Annotated in this window: 21 protein-coding genes and 1 tRNA gene; 6 read left to right on the top strand and 16 right to left on the bottom strand. The window is 49.0% G+C overall.

Going from position 1 to position 25,042, the window contains the following annotated elements; all coding sequences use genetic code 11:
• Nucleotides 1-11: 11 nt before the first annotated feature.
• The 11 genes from flhA to ACJAYR_RS04585 form a co-directional block, all read right to left on the bottom strand.
• Nucleotides 12-2,123: a flagellar biosynthesis protein FlhA gene (gene flhA, locus ACJAYR_RS04635; protein ID WP_169542896.1), complete on the bottom strand. Its 2,112-nt coding sequence runs from the start codon at nt 2,121-2,123 to the stop codon at nt 12-14.
• Nucleotides 2,124-2,162: 39 nt separating this feature from the next.
• Entirely contained in the window at nt 2,163-3,551 is a 1,389-nt protein-coding gene (locus tag ACJAYR_RS04630) for a sigma-54 interaction domain-containing protein (protein ID WP_415235507.1), read from the bottom strand.
• A 19-nt stretch (nt 3,552-3,570) separates the two neighbouring features.
• Entirely contained in the window at nt 3,571-4,344 is a 774-nt protein-coding gene (locus ACJAYR_RS04625; RefSeq protein ID WP_169542894.1) for a motility protein A, read from the bottom strand.
• A 13-nt stretch (nt 4,345-4,357) separates the two neighbouring features.
• Nucleotides 4,358-4,642, bottom strand: coding sequence for a flagellar motor switch protein FliN (gene fliN, locus ACJAYR_RS04620; protein WP_343052792.1), 285 nt, complete (start codon nt 4,640-4,642; stop codon nt 4,358-4,360).
• 154 nt (nt 4,643-4,796) lie between these two features.
• Complete coding sequence (locus ACJAYR_RS04615) at nt 4,797-5,441, bottom strand: hypothetical protein (RefSeq protein WP_415235506.1); 645 nt, start codon at nt 5,439-5,441, stop codon at nt 4,797-4,799.
• A gap of 12 nt (nt 5,442-5,453) precedes the next feature.
• Nucleotides 5,454-6,467, bottom strand: coding sequence for a flagellar motor switch protein FliG (gene fliG, locus ACJAYR_RS04610; protein WP_169542892.1), 1,014 nt, complete (start codon nt 6,465-6,467; stop codon nt 5,454-5,456).
• 14 nt (nt 6,468-6,481) lie between these two features.
• A complete protein-coding gene (fliF, locus tag ACJAYR_RS04605; RefSeq protein WP_415235505.1) occupies nt 6,482-8,203 on the bottom strand; it encodes a flagellar basal-body MS-ring/collar protein FliF in 1,722 nt (573 codons plus the stop codon).
• A gap of 232 nt (nt 8,204-8,435) precedes the next feature.
• Nucleotides 8,436-8,735 carry a DUF1153 domain-containing protein gene (locus ACJAYR_RS04600; RefSeq protein ID WP_169542890.1) on the bottom strand — a complete coding sequence of 100 codons (300 nt, stop codon included), beginning with the start codon at nt 8,733-8,735 and terminating at the stop codon, nt 8,436-8,438.
• A 152-nt stretch (nt 8,736-8,887) separates the two neighbouring features.
• Nucleotides 8,888-10,216, bottom strand: a complete 1,329-nt coding sequence (gene flgE, locus ACJAYR_RS04595; protein WP_415235504.1) for a flagellar hook protein FlgE — start codon at nt 10,214-10,216, stop codon at nt 8,888-8,890.
• A 61-nt stretch (nt 10,217-10,277) separates the two neighbouring features.
• On the bottom strand, nt 10,278-10,979 hold the full coding sequence (locus tag ACJAYR_RS04590) for a flagellar hook assembly protein FlgD (RefSeq protein WP_169542888.1): 702 nt from the start codon (nt 10,977-10,979) through the stop codon (nt 10,278-10,280).
• A gap of 30 nt (nt 10,980-11,009) precedes the next feature.
• Nucleotides 11,010-12,650, bottom strand: coding sequence for a flagellar hook-length control protein FliK (locus ACJAYR_RS04585; RefSeq protein WP_415235503.1), 1,641 nt, complete (start codon nt 12,648-12,650; stop codon nt 11,010-11,012).
• Nucleotides 12,651-13,166: 516 nt separating this feature from the next.
• On the opposite strand from ACJAYR_RS04585, the gene flgK reads away from it, so the two are divergent.
• From flgK to mnmA, 3 genes are all read left to right on the top strand, one after another.
• Nucleotides 13,167-15,263 carry a flagellar hook-associated protein FlgK gene (flgK, locus tag ACJAYR_RS04580; protein ID WP_415235502.1) on the top strand — a complete coding sequence of 699 codons (2,097 nt, stop codon included), beginning with the start codon at nt 13,167-13,169 and terminating at the stop codon, nt 15,261-15,263.
• 23 nt (nt 15,264-15,286) lie between these two features.
• Nucleotides 15,287-16,249: a flagellin gene (locus tag ACJAYR_RS04575; protein ID WP_415235501.1), complete on the top strand. Its 963-nt coding sequence runs from the start codon at nt 15,287-15,289 to the stop codon at nt 16,247-16,249.
• Nucleotides 16,250-16,347: 98 nt separating this feature from the next.
• The gene (mnmA, locus tag ACJAYR_RS04570) at nt 16,348-17,481 is read left to right on the top strand and encodes a tRNA 2-thiouridine(34) synthase MnmA (RefSeq protein WP_415235500.1); all 1,134 of its coding nucleotides are present in this window, start codon (nt 16,348-16,350) and stop codon (nt 17,479-17,481) included.
• Here mnmA and ACJAYR_RS04565 read toward each other — a convergent pair.
• Entirely contained in the window at nt 17,459-18,673 is a 1,215-nt protein-coding gene (locus ACJAYR_RS04565) for a DUF3095 domain-containing protein (RefSeq protein ID WP_415235499.1), read from the bottom strand. The genes mnmA and ACJAYR_RS04565 overlap by 23 nt on opposite strands.
• A gap of 206 nt (nt 18,674-18,879) precedes the next feature.
• Here ACJAYR_RS04565 and ACJAYR_RS04560 point away from each other — a divergent pair.
• Together ACJAYR_RS04560 and ACJAYR_RS04555 are read left to right on the top strand one after the other, a co-directional pair.
• Nucleotides 18,880-18,956 (top strand) — tRNA-Met (locus ACJAYR_RS04560).
• Nucleotides 18,957-19,144: 188 nt separating this feature from the next.
• Entirely contained in the window at nt 19,145-19,717 is a 573-nt protein-coding gene (locus tag ACJAYR_RS04555) for a hypothetical protein (protein ID WP_415235498.1), read from the top strand.
• Nucleotides 19,718-19,726: 9 nt separating this feature from the next.
• Here ACJAYR_RS04555 and ACJAYR_RS04550 read toward each other — a convergent pair whose 3' ends face one another.
• From ACJAYR_RS04550 to ACJAYR_RS04535, 4 genes are all read right to left on the bottom strand, one after another.
• Nucleotides 19,727-20,104 (bottom strand): YopX family protein, encoded by a 378-nt coding sequence (locus ACJAYR_RS04550; protein ID WP_415235497.1) that lies wholly within the window; start codon nt 20,102-20,104, stop codon nt 19,727-19,729.
• A 746-nt stretch (nt 20,105-20,850) separates the two neighbouring features.
• Nucleotides 20,851-21,408: a DUF6151 family protein gene (locus tag ACJAYR_RS04545; RefSeq protein WP_415235496.1), complete on the bottom strand. Its 558-nt coding sequence runs from the start codon at nt 21,406-21,408 to the stop codon at nt 20,851-20,853.
• A gap of 290 nt (nt 21,409-21,698) precedes the next feature.
• Nucleotides 21,699-22,487 (bottom strand): DUF2182 domain-containing protein, encoded by a 789-nt coding sequence (locus ACJAYR_RS04540; RefSeq protein WP_415235495.1) that lies wholly within the window; start codon nt 22,485-22,487, stop codon nt 21,699-21,701.
• Nucleotides 22,484-23,086 carry a DUF1326 domain-containing protein gene (locus ACJAYR_RS04535; protein ID WP_415235494.1) on the bottom strand — a complete coding sequence of 201 codons (603 nt, stop codon included), beginning with the start codon at nt 23,084-23,086 and terminating at the stop codon, nt 22,484-22,486. Before ACJAYR_RS04535 ends, ACJAYR_RS04540 begins: the two co-directional genes overlap by 4 nt.
• Nucleotides 23,087-23,210: 124 nt before the next feature.
• Between ACJAYR_RS04535 and ACJAYR_RS04530 the strand changes: the two genes are divergently transcribed.
• Nucleotides 23,211-24,758 carry a winged helix-turn-helix domain-containing protein gene (locus tag ACJAYR_RS04530; protein ID WP_415235493.1) on the top strand — a complete coding sequence of 516 codons (1,548 nt, stop codon included), beginning with the start codon at nt 23,211-23,213 and terminating at the stop codon, nt 24,756-24,758.
• Nucleotides 24,759-25,042: the final 284 nt, after the last annotated feature.

The following is a 25,042-nucleotide window of genomic DNA, read 5'->3' as shown; positions in this document are numbered from 1 at the left end:
CTTTAGTTTCCCTAGACTTGCGAAAGTGTTTTAAGTTTTGCTTTTGGGTGAATTTCGTTCTGCGACATAACCACAGTTGATGGCCTGAACCTTTCAACGATCGAGCGAACATAAGGGCGAATTCCTGGGCTTGTCAGAAGAACTGGATTGTGCCCCTGCTGGGCAAGGGTATCAAAAATTTCGCGCACATTGCCAATGAATTCCTGCAACAGGCTCGGGGCCATGGACAATTGTTTTTCTTCACCTTGTCCAACAAGGCTTTCTGCAAAATTCTGTTCCCATTGTGGGGACAGGGTGACAAGTGGAATAAAACCGTCCATCGCCGTGTTTGTCGCAGAAATCTGGCGGGCCAGACGTGCGCGTACATGTTCAGTAATCATATTGATATTCTGAGTGTACCCACAGGCTTCTGAAATTCCTTCAAGTATAGTTGCCAGATCCCGTACAGAGATGCGTTCCGTCAACAGGTTCTGAAGAACACGCTGAACCCCGCTTACGGAAATCATTGTCGGAATCATGTCGGCCACCAGTTTCTGATGTGCTTTGGGAAGTTCGTCCATCAACTTCTGCGTTTCTGCATAAGACAGCAGATCAGGCATATGGTCTTTCATAAGCTCGGTCAGGTGAGTGGTGATGACGGTCGCCGGATCAACGACAGTGTAGCCACGGAAGGAGGCTTCTTCGCGTTGCCCTTCGTCCACCCAGACGGCAGGAAGGCCAAAGGTTGGTTCCGTAGTCTCTTCGCCCGGTAGGTCGATTGGAAGACCTTGTGGGTCCATAACCAACAGGTGGTTCGGGCGGACGTTCCCTTCACCAGCTTCCAGTTCTTTAACGCGAATGACATAGTTATTGGCTGGCAACTGCATGTTATCCAGAATGCGGACACTGGGCATAACAAATCCCATATCGCTTGCGATCTGCCGACGAAGGGCCTTGATCTGGTCGGTCAGGCGATAACCTTCATTGTCATTGATGAGTGTGAGAAGGCCATAACCGAGCTCCAGCCTCAAGTCGTCAATGGCCAATGCCGTTGAGATCGGCTCTTCCGCAGGCACAGCTTCCTTCTGTTCTTCCAGAAGTTGCTGCTGTTCATCCTCTGCAACCTGTTCTCGTTGTCTGGACATCACGAAGGCGGCGTAGCCGGTTCCTGCGGCCAGAAGAAGGAAGGGAAGCATTGGGATGCCGGGTAACAGGGCAAGTGAAATCAATAGAAATGAACTGACACCAAGTGCCCGTGGATAGCCGCCAAGCTGCCCGATAAGCGCCTTATCCGCCGTTCCGACAACACCCCCGCGTGAAACAAGCATACCTGCGGCAACAGACACGATAAGTGCTGGGATCTGACTGACCAGACCATCACCAACGGTAAGAAGAGTATAACTTTCTGCTGCTTGAGAGAAAGTAATTCCCTGCTGTGCAACGCCGACAATGATGCCGCCAATTATGTTGATGAATGTAATCAGCAGGCCAGCAATGGCGTCACCACGAACAAATTTTGAAGCACCATCCATCGATCCGAAAAAGGCACTCTCATCTTCCAGTTCTTTCCGTCTGGCCCGGGCAGTATTTTCATCAATCATCCCTGCAGACAAATCGGCGTCGATCGCCATTTGTTTACCGGGCATTGCGTCCAGAGAAAACCGTGCTGCGACTTCGGCGATACGGCCTGAACCCTTTGTAATAACAACAAAATTTACAATCACCAGAATGGCAAAAACGATAATACCAATTACGAAGTTGCCGCCCATGACAAAGTCACCAAAGGCTTCAATAACACTACCTGCCGCTCCAGGACCTGTATGGCCTTCGGACAAAATCAAGCGTGTCGATGCAAGGTTAAGCGATAGGCGAAGCATGGTCGCAATCAATAAGACCGTCGGAAAAGATGAAAAATCCAAGGGCTTACTGATAAACAGGCAGGTCATCAAAATGATGACCGAGAAGGTGATGGAGATCGCCAGACTGAAGTCCAGAAGCCAGCTTGGCATTGGCAGAATAAGAACCACAAGGATCCCGACCACACCCAGGGCCAGGCCAATATCGCCCTGTCCCATAATCCTCGCCAGTTTTCCAAAAGATAACCCCTTTTGGTCTCCAGCAGGCTGTTGTTGGCTATCACTCATTTACATCAGGACTTTCTGTTTCCAACCGAGGGTCAGAGTTTAATAGAGTGCCCGTTGGGCAGTTCCTGCTTGAGGAACAGGGGTTCCTTCGCCGGAATACAATTTCAATTTATTGCGCAACGTCCGAATGGAAATGCCAAGGATATTAGCCGCATGTGTCCGGTTTCCAAGGCAATGCTCGAGTGTATTCAGAATTAAGTCCTTTTCCACATCCGCGACAGTTCGACCGACCAACGCGGCCTCAGAGGCCTGACCCTCAGGAGAACCAGCAGATCCGCTCGCCGATGCGACTGAAGTCGTGCCGCCCATCGCAGAAGAGGGGATGTCACTTCCGTCAGGCATCAAGATCGCTTCCGGGCCAATATCCGGACCGGTTGCCAGTAGAACGGCGCGGTGTATACTGTTTTCCAGTTCCCTGACATTGCCCTGCCACGGGTTCTTTTTCAGTTTTGCCATGGCGGCTTCACTTATTTCCCGTAATTCAATACCGTTCATTTCAGAATATTTTTTTACGAAATGTTTGGACAGCGTTACAACATCGGAAGGCCGTTGGCGCAACGGTGGAATTTTAAGGGTCACCACATTAAGGCGGAACAACAGATCTTCGCGGAACGTTTTTTCCTGCACGGCTTCCGCCAGATTGCGGTTTGACGTTGCGAGAATGCGAATATCAACAGGGACCGGCTTAGTGCCGCCGACACGATCAATTACGCGTTCCTGAATGGCCCGGAGCAATTTGGCCTGGAGCGAAATGTCCATTTCGCTGATTTCATCGAGAAGAAGCGTGCCGCCATTGGCCTCTTCAAATTTACCAATGCGCCGTGCGATTGCCCCAGTAAAAGCCCCTTTTTCATGGCCAAATAATTCTGACTCAAGCAGGTTCTCAGGAATAGCAGCACAGTTCACGCAGACAAAAGGTTTGTCCGCGCGGTTGCTTTTTGAATGTAGGTAGCTCGCCATAACCTCTTTACCGGTTCCAGTTTCTCCATTGATGAGAACAGAAGCCGCTGACGGAGCAATCTGATCCGCTAACTTGACAACTTCGGCCATTGCCGGGTCACTGAAGACAAGCTGAGAGCTTTCTTCCGCGACGGCTTCAAGGACGGCCGCAATCAGTTCTGGATCTGGGGGCAGGGGAAGAAACTCTTTTGCGCCGGCCCGAATTGCATTAGCGGCCGCAGTAGCTTCTGTATTGACCCCGCAGGCAATGATAGGAAGATTGATCCGTTCATTGATCAGGCTTTCGACAAGATGACTGATCGCTAGATTGACGTCAATCATTGCCATATCGGCCCCTTTACCAGAACGCAGGGATGATAATGCCATTTCAATATCGTCCACCTGGCTTACCTTTGCCCCGCGCGACATTGCAATCTGACTAGCAGCACCGATTTGACCGTTTAGTGATCCAATTATAAGCAAACGCATCTGCTTACTCTCCTACAACTTATTTATAAAACTGCACGCGTTCTTCAGGCGGCAGCAATGTGTTAAGTACCATTTCGAGGCGGCGTGGGTTTTCTTGACGTCCAATAGACGTCGCCCCAGCGATATAGATACGGTTCATTAGAACTTCTTCAGCGGAATTCCGCTCCAGCTTGGTGGCGAGTGGGCTGAAAAACATATTTGCCAACACAGCCCCGTAGAATGTCGTTAATAGCGCAACAGCCATCGCCGGGCCGATAGCCGACGGATCGTTCAGATTGCTCAACATTTGAACCAGACCAACCAATGTACCGATCAATCCCATTGCAGGCGCCACTTCTGCGGCTCTGTGCAGGATCCCCGCAGACGACGAGTGCCGGGCCATCATGCCGTTTAAATCGTTCATCAGGATACGGTTCACTTCTTCTGCGGGCAATCCGTCGACGACCAGTTGAAGGGCTTTATGCTGAAAGCTTTCCGTGCTCACAGACTGCAAATGGTTTTGCAGGTGCAGGACGCCTTTCCCTCGGCATTGCTCAGCAAGCTCCAGCATATTGACAGCAATGTCATTTGCTTTTCGGTTTGCAGTCAGAAGAGTTCTGAAAATCAGTTTTTGTGATCTCAAAACTTCCAGAATTGAAAAACTCATCATCGTAACCAGAAAGGTTCCCCCAATAACGATGAGGACAGAGGGCAGATTGTAGAAGGCTGTCATAGAGCCCCCAACAATAACAGCCGCTGTAACAACAGCGAAACCGCCAAAAAGTCCAAAGAGTGTTGCGAAATCAAGATTCATTTTTGTTATTTTCCTATCGGCGGTCCGATTTGATGATTTCGGTCATCGTGACACCAAGGCGATCCTCAACAACAACAACCTCACCACGGGCAACCAATCTATTATTAACGTATATATCAATCGCTTCACCGACTTTGCGGTCCAGCTCTACCACCGCGCCGCGTCCGAGCTTTAAAAGCTGACTGACCTGCATGCGTGATTTGCCCAGAACGGCGGATACATGAACGGGGATATCGAAAACGGCTTCCAGATCGGCTGCTGTCCTTGAAATTTCTGAATCATCTGATGGCATGTCCATATTGGACGTGTCAGCGTTTTCACCGCCTTCAGCGTCTGGATCCATATTTGCGGTGTCACCAGCGTTCTCCGCTGTGAGCTCGTCCAATTCTAGATCTTCATTATCTGCCACAGTTCTTCTCCTTTAAGCACCAAGTCGAATATTGGTGATTTCTCTAATTGGTGTTGCCGCCAGACCGAACAAACCGGTCAACAATTTCACTGATTTTTTCCCGGGTGTCCTCCAGGTTCTTTTCCACACCGCCGTCGGCCCATTCAACGCGGCAATCCGCATTTTGTTTGGTATCATCGGGAAGCAAGATAACGTTGCCTTGAAACCCGGTTGCCTGAGTGAGTGTCTCTACTCTTTCGGATAGGGCATTACAAACAGGCTCACTGGCGCGGACAACGATCCGCGGCTCGTCGTGTAAATCGATCAAGCAGTTTTCGATCATCTTCATTACTTCCTTTTCAGGATGAAGACTGATCAAGGCTGGTGCCAGTTTGTCTGCGATGGCATAGGCCATGCTTGCAGCTTCGCATCTCATATTTTCCAGCTGTCCAGTATGCTGTTGGCTTAATTGCTGCAACTGCTGGTTCATATTCTCCAGCACTTGCGTAATCGCGGCCTCAACACCGTTCAGAGCCTGGGCTTGACCTTCGGCAAATCCAGCTTGCTGTGCTTCCAGACACAATGCCTGTTTATCTTCTTCGGTGTACAATAAGGGCGGGGCTTCCGGTTCCGCTTCCTTCTTCTTCTTCGAAGGAATTGAAGCCGTTCCGAACTCAGTATCGAACAGAAATTTGGAGTTGCTACTCATAAACTAATGACCTTAATAAACCAGCTCATCATCACCGCCACTATCGGCGAGCATGATTTCACCTTTATCTGCCAAATCCTTCGCGACAGAGACAATTTCCATCTGTGCTTCATCTACATCTTTCAGACGAACAGGGCCCATGGCTTCCATATCTTCGCGCAGGATTTTTGCGGCACGTTCAGACATATTGGTAAAAAACAGATCCCTTACTGCATCAGAGGCACCTTTCAGGCAAATGCCAAGACGGTCTTTGTCTGCATTTCTAAGCAGTGTCTGAACACCTGCAGGATCCAGTTTCAACAGATCCTCGAAGGTGAACATCAGCGCTTTAATTTTTTCTGCGCTATCTCTGTTTCTCTCTTCCAGGGCAGCAATGAAACGGCCTTCCGTGTTGCGGTCAAAGTTATTGAAAATGTCAGCCATCATCTCATGGCTGTCAGCTTTACTGGTCTTGGCAAGGTTGCTCATGAATTCACTGCGTAAGGTGTCTTCAATTTTATCGAGAACCTCTTTTTGGACAGACTCCATCTGAAGCATCCGGTTGACCACTTCCAACGAAAAGTCCTCGGGCAGTGTCGCCAGAACCTTGGCCGCGTGATCTGGATTGATTTTGCTCATGACCACAGCAACAGTTTGCGGATATTCATTTTTCAAATAGTTGGCGAGGACGGCTTCGTTCACATTTGCCAGTTTGTCCCACATGGTTCGGCCAGCTGGTCCACGGATTTCCTCCATAATACCTTCGACCTGGTCACTTGGTAACGACTTAAGCAGAAGACGCTCCGTTGCCTCATAGTTACCGATCAGGTTACCGGTTGACGAGATGCTGCCTGCAAATTCCATAAACAGAGCTTCCATAACTTCAGCTGGAACCGTGCCTAATGAAGACATTGCCTGTGAAATTTCTTTGATTTCTTCATCATCCAACCGGTTCCAGATGGTTGCAGAATGCTCTTCACCAAGCGCCAGCATGAGGACGGCAGCTTTATCGGGACCTGAAAGTTGTTTAATATCTGAGATAGCCATAATTCTGTCCTGAATTAATTGTCTTGGTAGAGCCAGCTGCGAACAATTGTGACCGCTTCATCTGGGTGTTTTTCAATGATTTCACCGACCTTTTTAAGGGCTGATGTTTTTACCTGACCTTCAACCTTGGCCATGTCGATCATTTCGTCGAGCTCTGTCAGCGTTTCCGACTGTAGGGCGGTTTCGCCGTCGGGTCCAGTCAGCACATTGCCACCATCAACTCCTGCGACCCCACCTCCCGGGAGGGCGGCAGTACCACCGCCGGGAAGGGCGCCAGCCAAGGCTCCCATTGATCCATCGGCGCCAATAAGCGGATCAGCTGTACTGTCGATATTCAGTGCGCGATTAAGAAGCGGGCGAACAACCAGCAACAATGCAAGGACTGCGACGATTGCGAGAACAGCCATTTCCCCCATTTTGAACAGGTCTTTTTTGTTCAAACCCATGAAGATTTCTTCTTCCGCTGGGTCGCCTTCAATAATTTCGGTTGGGATCTGCACAAAGGGCATATTGACCACTTCCACCACGTCGCCGCGCTCTTCGTTAAACCCGATTGCAGATTTGACCAACGCGGAAACCTGTTCAAGCGCATCATTATCCAGCGGCTCGTAGGTCGTATTGCCGTCAGCATCGACGGCGGCGCGCCCGTTCACCAAAACAGCTACGGTAAGCCGCTGAATGAGGCCGGCTTCACGAACCTCAGTCGTTACGGTCTTAGAAATTTCGTAATTGACTGTTTCTTCTGTTCGGCTGGCTGAATTCTGGCTAGTCGTCCCGCCGCCATTTCCAGCGTCTGCTTCTGGAAGATTGTTGGCAACCGTTACGGTACCATCATTTCCGCCTTCCCCTTCATTGGCAGAGCTGGTTTCTTCGACGACCTGTGTCGAGCGAACAACCTGTCCATCAGGGTTATAGGTTTCAGACTGAACTGTTCTTTGGTCAAAGTTAATGACGGCGCTGACTTCTGCGCGCACGTTGCCTTTCCCAAGGGAGCGCTCAAGAAGTGACTCGATCTGGTCTTTCAAGCGGCTTTCATGGGTAATTCGTAAATAATCAGTCTGACTGCCCATTCCATTGCCGGGGGTATCTTTGCCATCGCCTCGCGCAAGCAGATTTCCGCGATCATCAACGATTGAAATACGGTTGGTGTTCAGCGTTGGGACGGCTGCTGCAACAAGATATTGGATGGCAGTAACCTGTTCTTCCATCAAACGGCCTTTTAGCTTAAGCGCGATTGAGGCTGATGCTTCGCGTTTTTCGCGGCTAAAGACTTCTCTTTTAGGCAAAACCAGATGTACCCGCGCAGCGGAGACATTTTTCATCGCACGAATGGTCCGGCTCAACTCGCCTTCCAAAGCGCGAATAAGATTAACATTTTGGACAAAGTTAGTCGTGCCGAACGTATCTGAACTGTCGAAGATTTCGTATCCGACTGAACCACCGTTTGGAACACCGTCCTGTGCCATTTGCAGGCGAATACGAGAAACCTGATCCGACGGAATTAAAATGCTTCGGCCGTTATTGCTTAATTCATAAGGAATATTCAATTCTTCAAGCTTACTGACAATCGCACCTGAATCTTCAGCTTCCAAATTCCCATATAATAGTTCGTAATTTGTGCTGCTGATTCTGGTTGCCATGAACATTATTAATGCGAGTAAACCAACAGCGACACCGGCAAGTATCGCTATTCGCACTGTTCCGAGGCTTTGGAGTAATTGGTTTAAACCGTTCACGCGGGCACCTATAAGCAAAAAGTATTGACGTCGAAGACTATCCTCAAGAACGGAATTTAGACTGACTTGATAAACAGAACGTTAACAAGCGGCAATATTTGCCCAGTAACAGGAAATTTTTGCCTATCTGTGTAAGTGTTTGAATTAGAAAAGTAAAATAAACGCAAAAAACCCGACGTTTGGACGCCGGGTTGTAATCTTGCGGATGAATTCGGTATGGTAATGGGCGAGGTTAATCGCCCACTACTGGAAAACCGGGGGGACGGTATTGCTGTAAACGGGTTGTCCGTAAACCGGGGAGGCCGTGCTTATCAATAGCTTTCTGCCAGGATAAGAATTCCTCAACCGATAGTTTGTACCGATTACACGCATCGTCCAGGCTGATCAAACCGCCTCGAACAGCGGCCACGACCTCTGCTTTACGACGAATGACCCACCTCTTCGTGTTCTTTGGTGGCAGATCCTCTATTGTCATGGGCTTTCCGTCCAATCCAATGATCTGGCTAATTTTTATGTCAGTTTGGGACTGCATGTTGGCGCTACCTTGCTCCGACTTAACTTCCTATGAGGCCAATGTACCGCCGTGGATTTAACAAACCGCTAAAGAGGTTGGTTAATTTTTTGTTTCGCTCCCTTTTTCTGACGTTAGGGAGCGAAACATTAATAAAATCAATAAGTTAAAAATTATCGTTTAATTCTGATCAGCTCTTCAAGCATTTCATCAGCTGTTGTAATGATTTTACTGGCCGCTGAATATGACCTTTGAGTGACGATCATTCGGGTAAATTCTTCGGCAATATCGACTGTGGAGGCCTCCGTTGCCGAGGAGATTATTCGCCCGGCACCGCCAAGCGTGGCCTCTCGAAGGGTGAAGGTTCCTGATTCTGGGGTTTCGTCATACGCATTCCCGTCCTTATTGGTCAACTCGTTAGGATTGGGGAAGGTCGCGACCGGTATTTTGTAGATATAGCGGGATGTACCATTATCGAATTTCGCGATAACGTTACCCTCTTCATCAATAAATACAGAGTTAAAGGCTCCGAAAAGCGCACCATTGACTTCTGATGAAACCAATTCTGAGTTCCCTGCAAAACTGGTGAAGCCATCTGACTGATCATCTGACCCGAAATTAAGGGTGATGTTTTGCGGGCTTGTAATACCCAATGTAGCCGCCCACGGAATTGTAATCGTATTCGTCTGGGTCGTATTACCAGAAGAAAGATCAAGAGTACCGTCTGTGTTGAAGGACACGACCTCTGTGGACAAAACATCTTCTGTGCCGTCCTCGTCAAGATCCGCGGTGATTTCCACAGTCCATTCGTTCGGTGTTGCACCTGTTCCCGTTTTTAGGAAATTAAAACTGACAGAATGAGCCGCGCCAACACTATCGTAGACCTGGAAAGAACGGACGAAATGAGGAGTCGTTGCTCCACTTGTCATGTCACCGGCAACATAGCCCGCGCCAAAGCTGGCCTGAGTTTTTGCCAGGTTCATTTTCAAACCAATTGTAGAGGTTGGTTCGGCGTTACCGGTCAAACCTGAAACATTTACCGGCTCCAATGCAGATAGATCTGACTGGTTGGTTGGAATGTTACCGTTTGGATCAATTTCCCACCCTTGCAGATAGTAACCTTGTGCATTTCTCAGGCGACCTTCACTATCCGGCTCAAACGTTCCTGCGCGGGTAAACAGATAGTTACCGCCAGACTGAGTGGTGTCGGCCAGTGTATGCACAACAAAGAACCCCTGACCCGCGAGGGCCATATTGGTACTGTTGGACGATCCGGTTACCAGCCCTTGGTGATCCACACGGGATGTCGGGTGAACTGTAACACCGCCCGGACTATACGTTGTTGCTGTTGCACTTTCTGTTACCAGGGTAGAGAAAACAGCGCGCGTATCCTTATAGCCAATTGTATTGGCGTTGGAGATATTGTCTGAGATCATTCCCATGGACATGGATTGTGCTGCCAAGCCGGATACACCGGAAAACATTGCTGCTGTAAGACTCATTTTTTTACTCCTTTAGAATACTGCTTGCCTGCCATAAGCAATTTTAAATATGTGTATGACATCAGGATGCTCCTCCTGATGAATCTGGAACCTCAACAGAGGTGATATTTGAAAGTCCGATTGGAAGACCATTGACCATCAGTACGGGAACGCCGTTGACTGTTTCTGCACTTGTTGCAAGTCCCTTGAAGTTAAAGGTGACGTCAGGAACACTGCCGCCCTCAGTCTTGGCATCGACGGTTAGGAAGTAAGTACCTTCCGGGGCCTGTCCGCCGCCGTTAATGGTACCATCCCATGTGAAGGTGTTTGGTCCTTTGCCCACACCATCCGTGTCATCGATGGTATAAACCTTGTTACCCGCTTCATCGTAAATCGAGTAAGAGACTTCGTCTGCGGTTGCGCCAAACTCCATATTCCAGGTTGCTTCACCTTCGTCGAGCCCTGCAATATTGAGGTTCGATCCGATGGTTTTACCCAGATAGTTAATAAGAATGGTTGCCTCATTATTCTGCTGGCTGATCGACTGCAGATTAATGAGTGCTTCCAGATTTTGGTTAGACGCAATGCTTTGCTCAACTTGCGTAAAGGAAACCAGCTGATTGGTAAATTCAGTTGAATCTGTTGGGTTCAGCGGATCCTGATTTTGCAGCTGTGTTGTCAACAGGGTCAGGAAGTCATCGAAGTTATCGGCAAGTTTGACCGCAGATTGGCCCGCCTTCGACTCCTCGTTATAGTATTGGGCATTTGCCTCGGAAATATTCATAAACGTTGCTCCTGTTTCCGGATCCGCATCTTAAACCGCGATATCCAAACCGCCGTCATTCAGCTGGTTTGCAATTTGTTGAGGGGTTGGATTGGTTTCGGTTTCTTCCAATGCAGGCTCCGTTCCATCTGTGTCGCTGTTTCGCGCGGTATCGAAGTCACGGTCCTGGTGTTGTTGCTGGTTCAAGCTAAAACTCAGGCTGTCTTCACTGGTTTCAAATCCAGCGTCCTGCAAAGCTTTTTCCAAGGCCTTTGAATCTTGTTGCAGTAGATCAAGGCTGTCCTGATTATCGGCTGCTATGGCCGCTAGAATTCTGCCGTCTTGTGCGATTTCCAGTTTGATATCAACGCGGCCGAGTTCTGCCGGGTTGAGCTGGATTTTAAGAGTGTCATTTCCTTCTCTCACGGCGGCGGTAATTTGTCTGGAAACCTGCTCAGCAGGGCTTCCTCCATGCATTGTCGCACGGGCACTGTTGGCCGCCTGACTATTGCTACTGCTCGACGAGGCCTCCACACCTGGAATGGCGGCGCCCTGCACGGATGAATTCCCTGTTAATGAAGGGTCCGTTGATGCCTGCTGGTTAATCGGAGCAGGGGCGGTTGTCGGAGTTTGAACGTGAATGGGGGTTTCAGCCTGCTGGGCAGCCTGCGTTACCGTGTCTATTGCCGTGGATCCGTTTGCAGTATTTTGGGTTGCGGCCGATGTTGCTGAAAAGGCTGTCTGGTTGCTTAAAAGTGAAGTAGAATTCGAACCCGCGGCTGTTTGAGGCTGCGTGCTGGTCAGGGAGACTTTTCCTTTCGCACTGTTGAGCATTTCAGTGATTTTTGCTGAAAGAACTTCCTTTTCGGACAGTTTTGCCATTTCGTCAGCGCGCAATAGTCCTAATGCGTTGGGTTGCTCTTTATTAGGTCCAGCGGGTATCTCAGCCTGTTTTGCCGGAGAAGATTGGTCAGCGGCGGCTGCTTTAACCGGGACATCGCTCTGTTTTCCTGGTGCAGATGCGGCATTCGGGTTTGTCCCTGTGTCAACACCCTTGGCTTTTGAGCTGTTTTTCTGCGCCGCAGCGGCTGCATTTCCAGCCAGCGCGTTTGTTGCGGCGTTCCCCTGGGCCGCCATACCCAGTTCAGCTGCTTTCTGCGGGCCTTTGGCTTTGTCAGTCGGTTCGCTTTGGGAAGCCGCTGCCATTTGTTCAGCGGTCTGGTCTGGTGTGCCGGTCGTCAGGCCCTGTTGCGCGGCGGGGGTGACAGATGCTTTTTCCGCCGATCCGGATGGGGCACCTTTAACGTCTGTCGCTGCTGTCTGGGCGGCTGTTTTCTCTGTCGCGCCCGTTACAGTGGCTACGACTGCAGGAGAGGTTGCTGATTTATCCGCGCTTTCCGTATTTATTGGGGCGGCTGCGGCTATGGATGAATAAGCAGGGTCGGTTTTAACATCCTGCTGGTCAGAAGCGGCGGTGGGATCTGGGTCACGATCTTCATCAGATCTATCATAATCCTGTTCGTCTTCCAACCGATCGTCATGTCTTGGCTTTTCTTTGGCTTCACGCACAGGTTCGTCTGCGTTTCGATCCTCTTTGATGTAAGAGGAGAAATCTTCAGTGTGCGAACTCTTATAGGCGATGTCCCATGCAAATTGGGTGCGTTCACTTTTTCCTGTTTGTGATACATCCATTTTCTTACTTTCTCTACAAGTTACCTATTGCGGTCTGTGTCTCGCCCTAACTAATGCAAACCGCGGGCCAGTTTTTGAAAGAAAATGAATTTGGCAGTTTTTCAGGCATCTCAGGAAAATATTGTGAAAGAAACGTGGTCCTGCTTGGGAGTTGCGGGAAAAAACTTCCGGATCATTGCCCAAAACTGCCGGGCAGGAAATGTCGCATCCGAAATCACGTTTTCACTCTTTATATATAGGGGCGTGTAAGAGCGGAAATTTGGCGTTTCCTCAAAATGGATCCATTTGGCATCTTCTTTGCATTGTAAAGGTCAAAGCGCGACATTTGTGTCGTTATCTATGGATCGGAAAATAGGTTTATTTTGAAAAAAAGATATGAAAATCAATGTGTTGATGTGGAAAGGGTCCGGTTTGTTCAGAGTGGAAAAAACTGCCGTCAGGATGACATTTTCGGTCAAACACAGATTTCGGGGATCTTTTTACCTAGCGATGATCCAATAGTCGGGAGAACCTGAAATGAGCTTGTCATCGATTATGAATTCTGGCGTCAGTGGTATGCTGTCTCATCAGCAGGCCCTGTCCGTCACATCTAACAATATTGCCAATGTCCAAACCGAAGGCTATTCCAGAAAAGAGGTTCTGTATTCCTCTGTGGTGCTGAATGGTATCGGCTCTGGTGTAAATGTTGAAGATGTCCGGCGTGTGACAGACCAGTTCATTACCAAAGAGCTTAGACTATCAACGGCTGGTTCAGAACAATATCGTGCAATGTCTGAGATTTATGGCGATTTGCAGGCGCTTATGGGGGATCCTGCGGCAAATACGTCACTGACAGGCAAGCTGGACAGCATTCACACGTCGTTTGCGGCGATGACGGTTGATCCCTCTTTGTCAGTTTCCCGCACGGCAGCACTGACTGAGATCCAAAATTTTGGAATTGAAACCAATCGATTGCAAACGCAAATCCAGAGCCTTCGAAAAGAAGCTGACAATCGCATTGAAAATGAAATCAACACAGTTAATCAGGCCATTTTAAGAATTTATGAGCTGAACCTGGAGATTGTTTCTGCAACCGTTGGAGAGCAGCCAACGGGGGAACTTGAAGATCAACGGGATCAGGCCATTGATCAAATCTCGAAAATCGTTGATGTTAAAACCTATCCGCAAGGTGATGGATCACTTGCGATCGTCACCAACGCGGGTCAGCAATTGCTTGATTTTCAGCCAAGGCAGCTTGTTTATGATGCAGCTGCGACGGTAACATCAGAAACAGTTTTTGATCAGGTTTCCCTGAACATATACGACACCATTACGCAGACGATTGAACCAACCGGGTTGCCGCTGGATCCGGAATTGACAGGTGGCTCGCTGCGTGGCTGGCTTGATATGCGCAATGTGGAGTTGCCGTCGCTGTATAATCAGATCGGTACCCTTGCTGCGGCAACGGCAGAACAGTTCAACGCGGTTCATAACGATAATATCGCCGTACCGCCACCGGCAACGTTGACCGGAAAGAATTCTGGCGTTTTGTCAACTGATGCACATGGATTTACGGGGCAGGCGACCTTTTACAGCTTTGATGCCAATAATGATATTGCGGCCTCTTACACCGTCGATTTTGATAATGTCGGGACGGTCACCGTTGCTGATGTAATGGCGGAAGTAAATGGTGCGTTGGGCGCGGGAACCTTGACCCTGACCAATGGGGTCATGGCAATGACCGCGCAAGGCGGTGCAACGGGCGTTGGAATGGCGCAAGATGCAACAACGCCCTCAGAACGTGGCGGGAAAGGCTTTTCCCATTTTTTCGGAATGAACGATCTTGTTGAAGCAACAGTAGAATCCAGTTTTGCAACCGGCCTGTCAGGCACGGATGCCCATGGTTTTACCGGTACAACTGAAATGATTGTGCGGGGTCCAAACGGCGAAAATTCATCAACTTTTACGGTGGATTTCGGCGCGATCGGTGCCACGATGAACGATGTGATTGCAGAAATAAATACGGGGCTTGGTTCCTCTGGAACTGCATCGCTTGCCGCCGACGGCTCCATTCAGATCAGTTATGCAACTGGTTACGAAAACTACACATTATCTGTTTCAAATGATTCAACTGTGCGCGGGGCTACCAATTTATCCTTCCCCGATATGTTTGGTGTTGGTCTTCGTTTTCCAGGAGATCAGGCGCTGGGCTTTACCGTGCGGTCCGATATTCTGGCGTTGCCAATGACAATGGCACTTGCCGACATCGATCCAACCGGCTCCCCGGCGATTACTCTTTCTGATAACCGTGGTGCACTGGCATTTCAAAACCTGACATCGACAAAAACAAATTTTGGGACCGTCGGTGGCCTGCCGGGATCAAATGTTACCCTGTCAGAATACGCCTCTCAAATTCTGGCCAAAGCCGGACTGGATGCTGCCCGTGCGGACAGCCTTTATTCAGATCGAGAAGCGTTAAAAGGGGTGCTGGAAAACAAGCTTGCGACGATTTCCGGCGTCAATATGGACGAGGAACTGGCAGACCTTATTGTGTATCAAAATGCGTATAACGCGGCGGCTAGAGTGATCACAACAGCGCGCGATATGTACGATATCCTGCTTAATATTGTTTAAGTGGGCCCTGTAGGAGAAAAGAAATGACACGAGTTTCAACATTTCAGCAAAGTCAGCTTCTGTTAAATGACATGTTGCAGAACCAGCAGGCCGCGAACAAGGCTCAACGACAGGTGTCCACGGGTCATGTCGCGGACTTCTACAAGGATATTTATCAGGATACGGCAAGCCTGACGGGCGCAAAATCGCTGCTTGCTCGCCTGGAGCAGCATAAAGAAAATAGCGGTGTCATAAAGTCGACCCTGTTCAGCTACGATCAGGCGTTGGGCGGCCTTGAGAAGGCGGGAACAGATGTCAAGGAGGCTGTAATCGGGGCGATTAACTCTTCGACGGCGTTGGGCTTTGATGCGGCGATAGAAGGGGCCTTTGAGGCGACGATGAATTTTCTGAACAGTCAGACCAGTGAAGGATATTTGTTCAGTGGCTCCAAACAGGATACGTCGCCGTTGAATATCACGCAGGTGAGTGACTTGCTGGCAGCGGCAGAGCCTCCAACTGATATTTTCGTAAACAACTCTTTGAAAAAGACAATCAAAATTGATGAAAATCGGTCGATCGAGCTGGGCATACTGGCGGATGATGTTGGCCTTGAAATCATGACGGCCATTCAACGCATCGTTTTATGGCAAAATGGCACTGTTCCATCGACAGCCCCGGTTCCGGCCGGCCCGGCAGGACCAGCATCAACACCGCTGAGTGCTTCTGATCAGGCTTTCCTGACCGGTGAAATCGCGAATTTGGAAGATCTGGTAAAAAATCTTGCTGAAAAACGCGGTATTAATGGTCTTAACCAGAAGATTGTTGATGAGACACTTGTTTCTTTGGATGCGCAGATCGACCAGTCAAAAGTTTTTATCAGTAATATTGAAGATGTCGATGCGGCAGAGGCTATTACGAATCTCAATCAGAAGAATTTTGCGCTGGAAGCGTCCTATAACGTACTGAGTCAGGTAAACCGGCTTAGTCTCTTAAATTTCCTCAGATAAGGGGCTTTAAGGGGCTTTAAGGGGCTTAAAATGTGATAGCGATAACGTCTGAGCTCAGAAAACTTGCATCCTGCTAAATGGGGCCTATAGTGCGCGCCATGAATTCATTAGGTTTTGATACAGCACCCGAAGAAACCCGCGTTGTCGTTGCCATGTCTGGTGGCGTGGACAGCTCGGTTACGGCTGCCCTGTTGAAAGATCAGGGCTATGATGTCGTCGGGATCACGCTACAACTGTATGATCATGGCGTTGCGGTTCAGAAAAAAGGGGCTTGTTGCGCCGGTCAGGACATTCACGATGCGCGGCGTGTTGCCGATGCAATCGGTATTCCCCATTACGTGCTGGATTATGAAAATCGCTTTCAAGACAGCGTAATGGACGAGTTTGCGGATAGCTATCTGCGCGGAGAAACCCCGGTTCCGTGTGTTCGGTGTAATCAAACTGTTAAATTCCGCGATCTGCTGGAAACCTCTCAGGATTTGGGGGCGGTTGCGTTGGCGACCGGTCATTACATTCGCCGGGAAGGCGGGCTTGAAAATGCCAAGCTTTATCGCGGGCAGAATTCGATAAAAGATCAAAGCTATTTTCTGTTCGCAACAACACAGGAACAGGCAGATTATTTGCGCTTTCCGCTCGGGGGATTGACGAAAGAAGAAACCCGGGCGCTTGCCGAAAAATACAATCTGTCTGTGGCGGCGAAGCCGGAAAGTCAGGATATCTGTTTTGTACCCAACGGAAATTATGCCAGCGTGATCGAACGGATCCGCCCTGGTGCGGGCAAAGAGGGCGACATTGTTGATCTGGCCGGCAATATACTGGGCCGGCATTCTGGTATTATTAATTACACCATTGGGCAACGGCGGGGTCTGGGCATTGCCACCGGGACACCGATCTATGTGGTTCGTCTGGATCCGGTTCAGAACCGTGTGATTGTTGGTCCGCCCGAAGCCCTTCTTGTCGCCGGGATTTCCCTGCGCGAGATGAATTGGATTGGCGACACTCCGCTTTCTGATCAGGGAACAGACGTCATGGTCAAGGTGCGCTCGACGCAAGAGCCTATGAAGGCAACTGTTTTCGGAGCGCCCGATGGATGGGCTGAAGTGCGGTTGGCGGATCCTGAAGCAGGCGTTTCTCCGGGACAGGCATGCGTCATGTATGACGGGGAGCGTCTTTTGGGCGGCGGATGGATTGCCGGAACAGAAGCACCGGTTACAGTTTCTCAGTCTGCGTAGACGCCTTCTTCCGGGCCAGCTCTGCCAGTTGTTTTTTCATGTTTATTGCGGCAAGGGCAAAACCACCATCTCCGCCATCAACAAAATGAATATGGGCGCCTTCCGCCAGGTTGAAAATCAGGCAGGTCATCAAGGCAGAGTCTGATTGATGCATACCGTAGACAATTTTCCCCTCTTCATGGAGCGCGTCTAAATACGTTTCCATTGCAGCGATCTGATTTTCGCGGCAATCCAAGACAAGTCGGATCATGTCGTCAAAACGCTGAAAGTCAGTATTGGCGATGAGCTCGGTTCGGTAAACCGTGCCGTCATAGCTGCCTGCCTTTTTACCGGAGGCATCCAGAACGTAATGGATAAAGCTTTGCCAGATCAATCCGGCAAAGACCTTCAGTACATTCTGGTTTTGCGCGGTAAGCTTTGCTTCTGCCCACAAACCGCGCGGGGGCCAGCGTAGTTTAAGATTTTGCTCGGTCGTTGGCCGAAAGGCGGCCACTCTCTGGTCCAGAATGCTGTTCAGTTTTTCAAGAATGTCACGATATAAACGGGATTTCTCGTCCGCACTACCTGACGGGCTGTTAATCATCAGGCTGACCATCCGGCCATTGCGCGAGACAATGGGCTCCCAGCGGCAGGAAAGGCCATGTAGGTCAGGCGGGGTTTCAGGTTTCGCCTCGGGAGAAATGATATAGGGGTTGTCCGGGGACTCATCCTTCAGCAGACGATCTGCTTCCAGAAGGCCACCGCCAGAGAACATGGCAAGGAATAAGTTCGGACTTACTTCATATTTAAGAACATCAACGGAATGCCCTTTATCCAGAATATCTGACACTGGGATGATCCCAACTCGCAGGCTGAGGCCGAAATTGGCAGCGGCCAACTCACGGATCTGGATCAGAAATGTTTCGGCGACCTGTCGAAAAGAGGCAGGTATCGCGAGGGTCGCGCCATCACCGCCAAAAACATAGGGCAGATCTGTTTCATCCAACAGATTAAGAATGCCCATGATACAGGCCGCGCCGACCATATTCACGTTCTTGTAAGCGCCTTCCTGAATGGCTTTGGTCGATCCTTTTACATCGGCAAGAACAATGATCCAGTCTTTAGGTAAAGGCGTATAGGCATCATTCTGGGTCACGGCAGAGAAATCTGAAACGGGCGTCAAAGACGCGAAAAAATCTTTTGACTGCTCCATGAACGCGGATTGCCTCGGTAAAATTTTGAGTTTGATTTGTATAAGGATAGGCATCCAAAAGAAATTGAGAAGTAAAAAACGGGATGCCGTCGAAATAAGCGTGCATTTTCTTGATTTACGCGCTTGACAGCGCTGTAAAAAGACCCTAAAAACCGGCTTCCAGACACACCTTCGGGTGTCCTCGTATATGTTTTCATATACCGTGTGGCGGAGTAGCTCAGCTGGTTAGAGCAGCGGAATCATAATCCGCGTGTCGGGGGTTCAAGTCCCTCCTCCGCTACCAATAATTCCTTTATATATCAATGCATTATAGATTTTGCGCTTTGCTTGACTAGACGTTAGGCTCCAGATAGGCACTTTCAAAAGTTGTGAAATTCTTTGGTTAGCACTACCAGTATGTGCTATTTTCTAGGAATGAAAAAAGGGCGATACCATTTCGATCTGCTGTATAGGCACTCCAATGAGTTGTCTTTGGAGACGCGTCGAACTTTTAAGAATGAGGTCAAGTCGATAAAGGAAGCCTTTGGGTTTCTTGACCAACACTTAGCCGAATTGGAAAAATCGCCAAAAAACCATCATCGAAACGTCAAGATGGCGCTCACGGCTAGGTTTTTAAATCATCTCTTTTCGTATGTCATTTTAACTGAACGAGGTCTGATCCTAGATGCAAGTAATTGTGGACGCAGCGCGACCGAAACAACCGCCTTCTATTGGCTAGTCTGCAAAGACCCTTCTTCTTCCAGTTTGTACGATAAGGAACAAAGTCCGCGACCGATTGACGTTCGGAAAAAATTGGAAGCGATCGGCGTAGACGTATCAGAACTTCGTGATAAGTACGGTTTTGAGAGCAATATTGCTCACGTTGGTAACAAGTATGACAACCTCCAAATTAGTTGGGAAAAACAAAAATCTGGTTCGCTACACATTGGCGGCGGTGGTGATGTAAATACCCGTCGCGAGTATTTGCAAGCTGTCTCGCATTACATTTATATGTTTGTGCTCCACGATCCGAATTATGTGGTAACCAATGATGCTGGGAACTAGTCGGATGTACTATTGAAGTTTTTCTGAGTTCTCGTAGATATTACCAATGGCTTCGATATGGCTACATGAAAACGTAAATCTGCTTTCAGAGGTTGAATGTCTGCATTCCCAAGAGTGAAAAGCTCCCCACTCTAAGACGCATACGTAAGAGATTGTATCTGGGCTGAGAATTCCGCCCGCAGCCTGCTTCCAGATGACAATATCACCCTCATATAGCTCCTTACCATTCTTGTCTTTGAGGCCGGTGTACTGAGAAATGCTAAATTTTCCATCTTCGTCATCATATCCGAACTCATGAGTGCTAAATTGAGCAGCTACGGGATAAGGGTTTTCAGCCCAGTTTTTCTTTATGTTATCCCACGCTCTAAATTTAATTTCTCTTTTCATATTATTTTGAATTATGTACCAAAAAAGGCAGACCGTGTTGCAAGTAGTCTGCCGTTTTTAGTTGCAACACTATTAACCTAATTATCGTATCACGTTATGAGAATTTGTCTAATTTTAGGCTCTTTTTTAGGCACATTATAGGCTCCAAATAATTGCTTTCAGAAAAAGTCAACATATATCAAGGGCTTAGAGTTCTATACACGCGGTAATTTACTCCGCTGTTCTATAAGAAGTGTTGTTTATCAATGCCTTAGTTGTGTACTGGGAGCATCATAATCCGCGTGTCGGGGGTTCGAGTCCCTCCTCCGCTACCAAATATCCCATTGATATTATTAATTTTTTTGCTGTTCCGAAAGATTTAAGATTTTGTAATCCGCGTGTCGTGTGCCCGCTTTTGTGCCCACCACCTCGTGAAGATGCTCGATCTCAAGGAAGGCACAGGTCCTTTGAACTTTCTCTGGATTATGGAATAGTCTTGTATCCCATGGCAGCGACAATTTCGCTGGCAAGCCACGCTCGATAGTGTGTTTGAACCTTGCGCGATCGGCCGCCGCCATCAAACTGCTTGAGAATTTTCCGTATTTTGTTCTGATTGAATTGTAGAACACTCAGTCGTGCTTATTTCTGATCACCGATAGGCCTTGGGAATATGCCCAGTATTGTGCCGCCCTGTCTAATTGCGGCTTCCATAATAGAGGACATACCGATTTTTGGCCTATCTCCTTGAAGAGAAGGGCGACCAGCGATCAAAGCAGTTTTGGTGGCGAGGCTGGTGTTGTGCCATCGTCTTCAAAGAACGGTGAGTTCTTGTATTTTTTGAGAATTTTTCCTTTCAGTAAGAACGGAAGAACTTTGAGCGTATCCAACAGGCCTATTTTGTCAGAAATCTTATAAGGTGGATTATTGTTTGCATATTGTCCCATGATCCGGGCCCGGATAGGGCCGAAATCTTCGAGAAAATTGGGATCCTCTACCGTAAATACCGAGTGCATTAAACCCGCCCACGGCAGATTGGATTTGGTGTTTGCAATGGGTGAATTGCAGCAGTTAGCCGTCCACCGGTTTAGTCCCTCCGGAGAAAGGCGATTGCACTGCAAAAATTCCTTTCCTTTTAGAATTTCAACTTCGCTCGGGTAAACTGGAATGACTTCGGTTCCGCCGTACTCATCCAAAAGATCGGTACGGTTGATTTTTTTCAGAAAATTCTGGCAGTCGTTACAATAACATACAAGCCTACCGGGTGTGTGTCTTGGAAAGCCTGTCAGTTGAGCCTGAGCCTTGCCGCACTGGCATTGAATTTTCATGGGGTATCCTGTCTGTCATCACGCTTGGATGTTCCCACTTTACCAGTGTTGTGAAAGGATGAAAGGGGCTAAGCTTATCTGATATACAATTTTTGCGAGCCCTGTGGTCTTTTTGTGACCAAGACATTTTTGGACGGGCCTTCAGCATCGAATATTGGTGCATTAATCGATGGCCGTAAGGGCGGTACGAGCCCCCGCCAGACACCATGTTCAAGCTTTGTATGTCCGGCGACGGCTGTCCGTTTGCCAGCGCCGTATTGATGGTGCCGGCAGAGAGATATTTGGTCGTTTCAGAATACCATCCAAAGCCCAACGGCAATCAAAACTGCCCCAATCGGTTTTGAAAGATGTTGGGGGCTGGGCACAATTTTCTCGATCAATACATAGGCGGTGATGGCAATGATCCAGCCAGTATTCATGATGCCGGTGACGAATAGCAATCCCATCAACGCCCAACAACAGCCAACACAGAACAAACCGTGCGAAAGTCCCATTTTCAGCCCGCCCATGCTGCCGTTTTTCCAACGGGTCATCAGGAAACTGATCGGCGATTGGCACTGACGCAAGCACGTTTGTTTGAGCGGCGTAAACTGATATATTCCAGTGATGATCACAATTGTGCCGGCAATTGGACCCGCGGCCACCTTCATCATCATCGGTGACATCGCGGAAAATTCAGTCAGGCCTGCCTGCATGACTGCCGCCACCAGACTAAAGCCTGCCCAGGCGACAACATAGCCGCCTGAGAACATAAACACCGGCAACCAGCCCGCGCCATTATTCCGATCCACCATCTGCATGCGCGTATAGGCGATGATCATCGGCGCGGCAGTTGGCAGCATCATGGCAGCCATCATGATTGCCCACATTAAAAACAACCCGAAAAGTTGCAGCGGATCGAGCATTGCGGGGTTCATCATCATTGCCGACATGCCCGGAATGGCAGACATATCGGCAATCATTATCCCTAGATAGATCCAGCTGCCGATTGCAATGGCAATCGGACCAGTTGTCATGAGGGCTAGTCTGGCGGCTGAGGAGGGCGAACCCGTGCCGGCTTTTGCTCCGTCGGTCATCATTGTTCGCTTTGATAACTGAACGGAGAGAAAAGACCGCTTTTGTCAGAAAACTCCCACGCCATGTCATGATCAGCATAAGAAAAGCTATTGGATTTTGCTACTGTCAGGGTTTGTCCCGGTGCAATACATAAAGGATGGCCGGATATTGAAATTGGTCCATCTTCCTGCCCGGTGCTGGTTTCGATTTCAGTATGTGCAATTTCGGGTATTTTTAAGGAATGCTTGCCGTTGGACGCGGTGAACTCTATGGGCACTTGTCTGACTCCAACAATTTCGCCGATATGGCTGGCAAGACGGGCCGGGTGTCCACCGCCCTGACCGCCGTAAATTTTCATGAGACTGGCATTCTGTTTTTCGTCGGCACGCGCATCAACATAGACGGCGACACTCCATTGGTTTTCAGCCATATTTCCTTGAGTGTGCACCGCAAGAGCGACATTCAAGCCGGAGAGCGAAACCCCTTCATCATGGCCTTCGTCAATATGCCAGCCAACAAGGGCGGTGCATTCACCAGTGGTTGGCGGGCCCAAGAAAATACACGGGCAGACAACGTTACAGTTACAGCTTTCAAAATAAGTACCGCTTAGTGACCAGGACATGGTTTTTTCCTTTTTTGGTAGGATTGACCATCCGACCTTAGGAGCAATCAGCAACCATTGCTTGAAGAGACGATTGAGATTACATTCAGATTCCAATGATTTCTGGTCATGATTGGGCTAAATAATGATTTACCGGTTTGGCGAATACCATTTGGATACGGTGAAAATTGAGTTCAACCGCGACGGAGAGGCACTGGACATAGAGCCCCAAGTCTTCAGTTTGCTTCAGCATCTTGTCGAAAACCGGGATCGTGTCGTGTCAAAAGATGAACTGATCGGTGCCGTCTGGGACGGGCGGGCAATTTCTGATACCACGTTGAGCAGCCGCATTTTTTCCCTCAGACGTGCCATAGGGGATACGGGGCAGGCCCAAACCCTTATTCGTACCATTCCGCGTCGCGGTTTTAGGTTTGTCGGCGAGGTAACTGTGAACGCGGCACCAAGCGAAAGCGCGGGGGCTGATCCGCTTTGGCCTCTGTCTGACGTAATGCATTGCAAAGCAACGGTTATGCTAACACTGGCGGTTCTACCGTTCAAGAAATCAAGTAACGGCCTTGATGAATATTTCTGTGAGGGTTTAACCGAAGACATTATTTTCAACCTTACTCATTTCAGCGAAATTCGTGTGATTGCCGGAGGGTCGTCCTTTCAGTTTAAAGATCGGTCATTGAGCGTCCCTGAAATTGCCAAAAGACTACAGGCCGATTTCATTGTTGATGGGAGCGTTCGGCGTGACGGAGAACGATTGCGTATTGCCGTTCAACTGGTTGAGGCCGCCAGTGGTGTTTCCATATGGGCGGATCGGTACGATCGGGAAATGTCGGACCTGTTCGCCGTTCAGGACGCCGTGACCCACATGATTGTTGCTTCCCTGGGCGTTAAAATTCAAAACGCTGCGTTGACGCGGTCGCTTGAAAAAAGTCCATCGAACCTTGACGCGTATGATTGCCTGCTACGGGCCCGGCGCTATACCGCAACCCTTAACGAGGAGATGCATGCCGAGGCGCGCGATCTTCTGGAAAAAGCCATATCAATTGATCCGAATTATGCTGATGCATATGCGTTGCTTGCCAATGTCTATCTTGCGGAATATCGGTTTGATGCTAACCCGCGGCCTGATCCTGTGAACCGTGCCTTGACGATGGCGCTTACCGCGACCCGACTTGATCCCGAAAATGCCTATGCTCATTGCTGGCTGGCGATTGTCCATTTCTTTCAAAAAGACAACGCAAAGTTCGAGGCCGAAGCTAAACGAGCGTTGGACCTCAATCCGAATGATCCTGAAATTCTAGCCGATATTGGTCATTTCCTCGCATATATGGGAGAGTTTGATCGTGGGACTGAGTTGTCAAGACGGGCGCAGGCTTTAAATCCGCTGCATCCGGGTTGGTATCATTTCGCTAGTGCCCGGTACCATTATCATGAAGGCGCCTATGAAGAGATGCTCGTCGATATTGCCCGTATCAGCATGCCTGATTTTTACTGGACGCATCTCCTGAATGCGGCTGCTTTGGGGCAATTGGGCCGAGAGGAGGCGGCGCGTTCGCTTGAGCAAATGAACAAACTGAAGCCAGATATTTCCGTTGCCGCTGAAATGCATAAATGGAACCTGGCACCGGATGATTTTGATCACATTATGGAAGGTTTACGCAAAGCCGGTCACCCCGAATAGGGAGCCATAAGTCGGCGGTGAGATCGTCTCAAGCTGGTCGAAACATGCGGGTTTTAAGTACTCCTGAAGCGGTCACATTCCCTGATTGCCGTTTGTTGTTCAAAACCTTACCGGATCGCCGAACCTTTTTAATCGAGACTGAACTTACAAAATCAGATAGCGAGCCCTAATTTGGTATTCGCGACGCATCGTCGGTTGGTCTATGCAATCACGAACTATAGCAGACACAGTTTTGTAGGCTTTGCTGATGGCGGTGTGCCGACGAAAAACAAAGTCTACGGAGA

The sequence above is a fragment of the Sneathiella sp. genome, assembly GCF_047631475.1.
Classification (GTDB): domain Bacteria; phylum Pseudomonadota; class Alphaproteobacteria; order Sneathiellales; family Sneathiellaceae; genus Sneathiella.
Note: the sequence above shows the minus strand (reverse complement) of the source record. Positions and strands in the feature narration are given on the sequence as shown.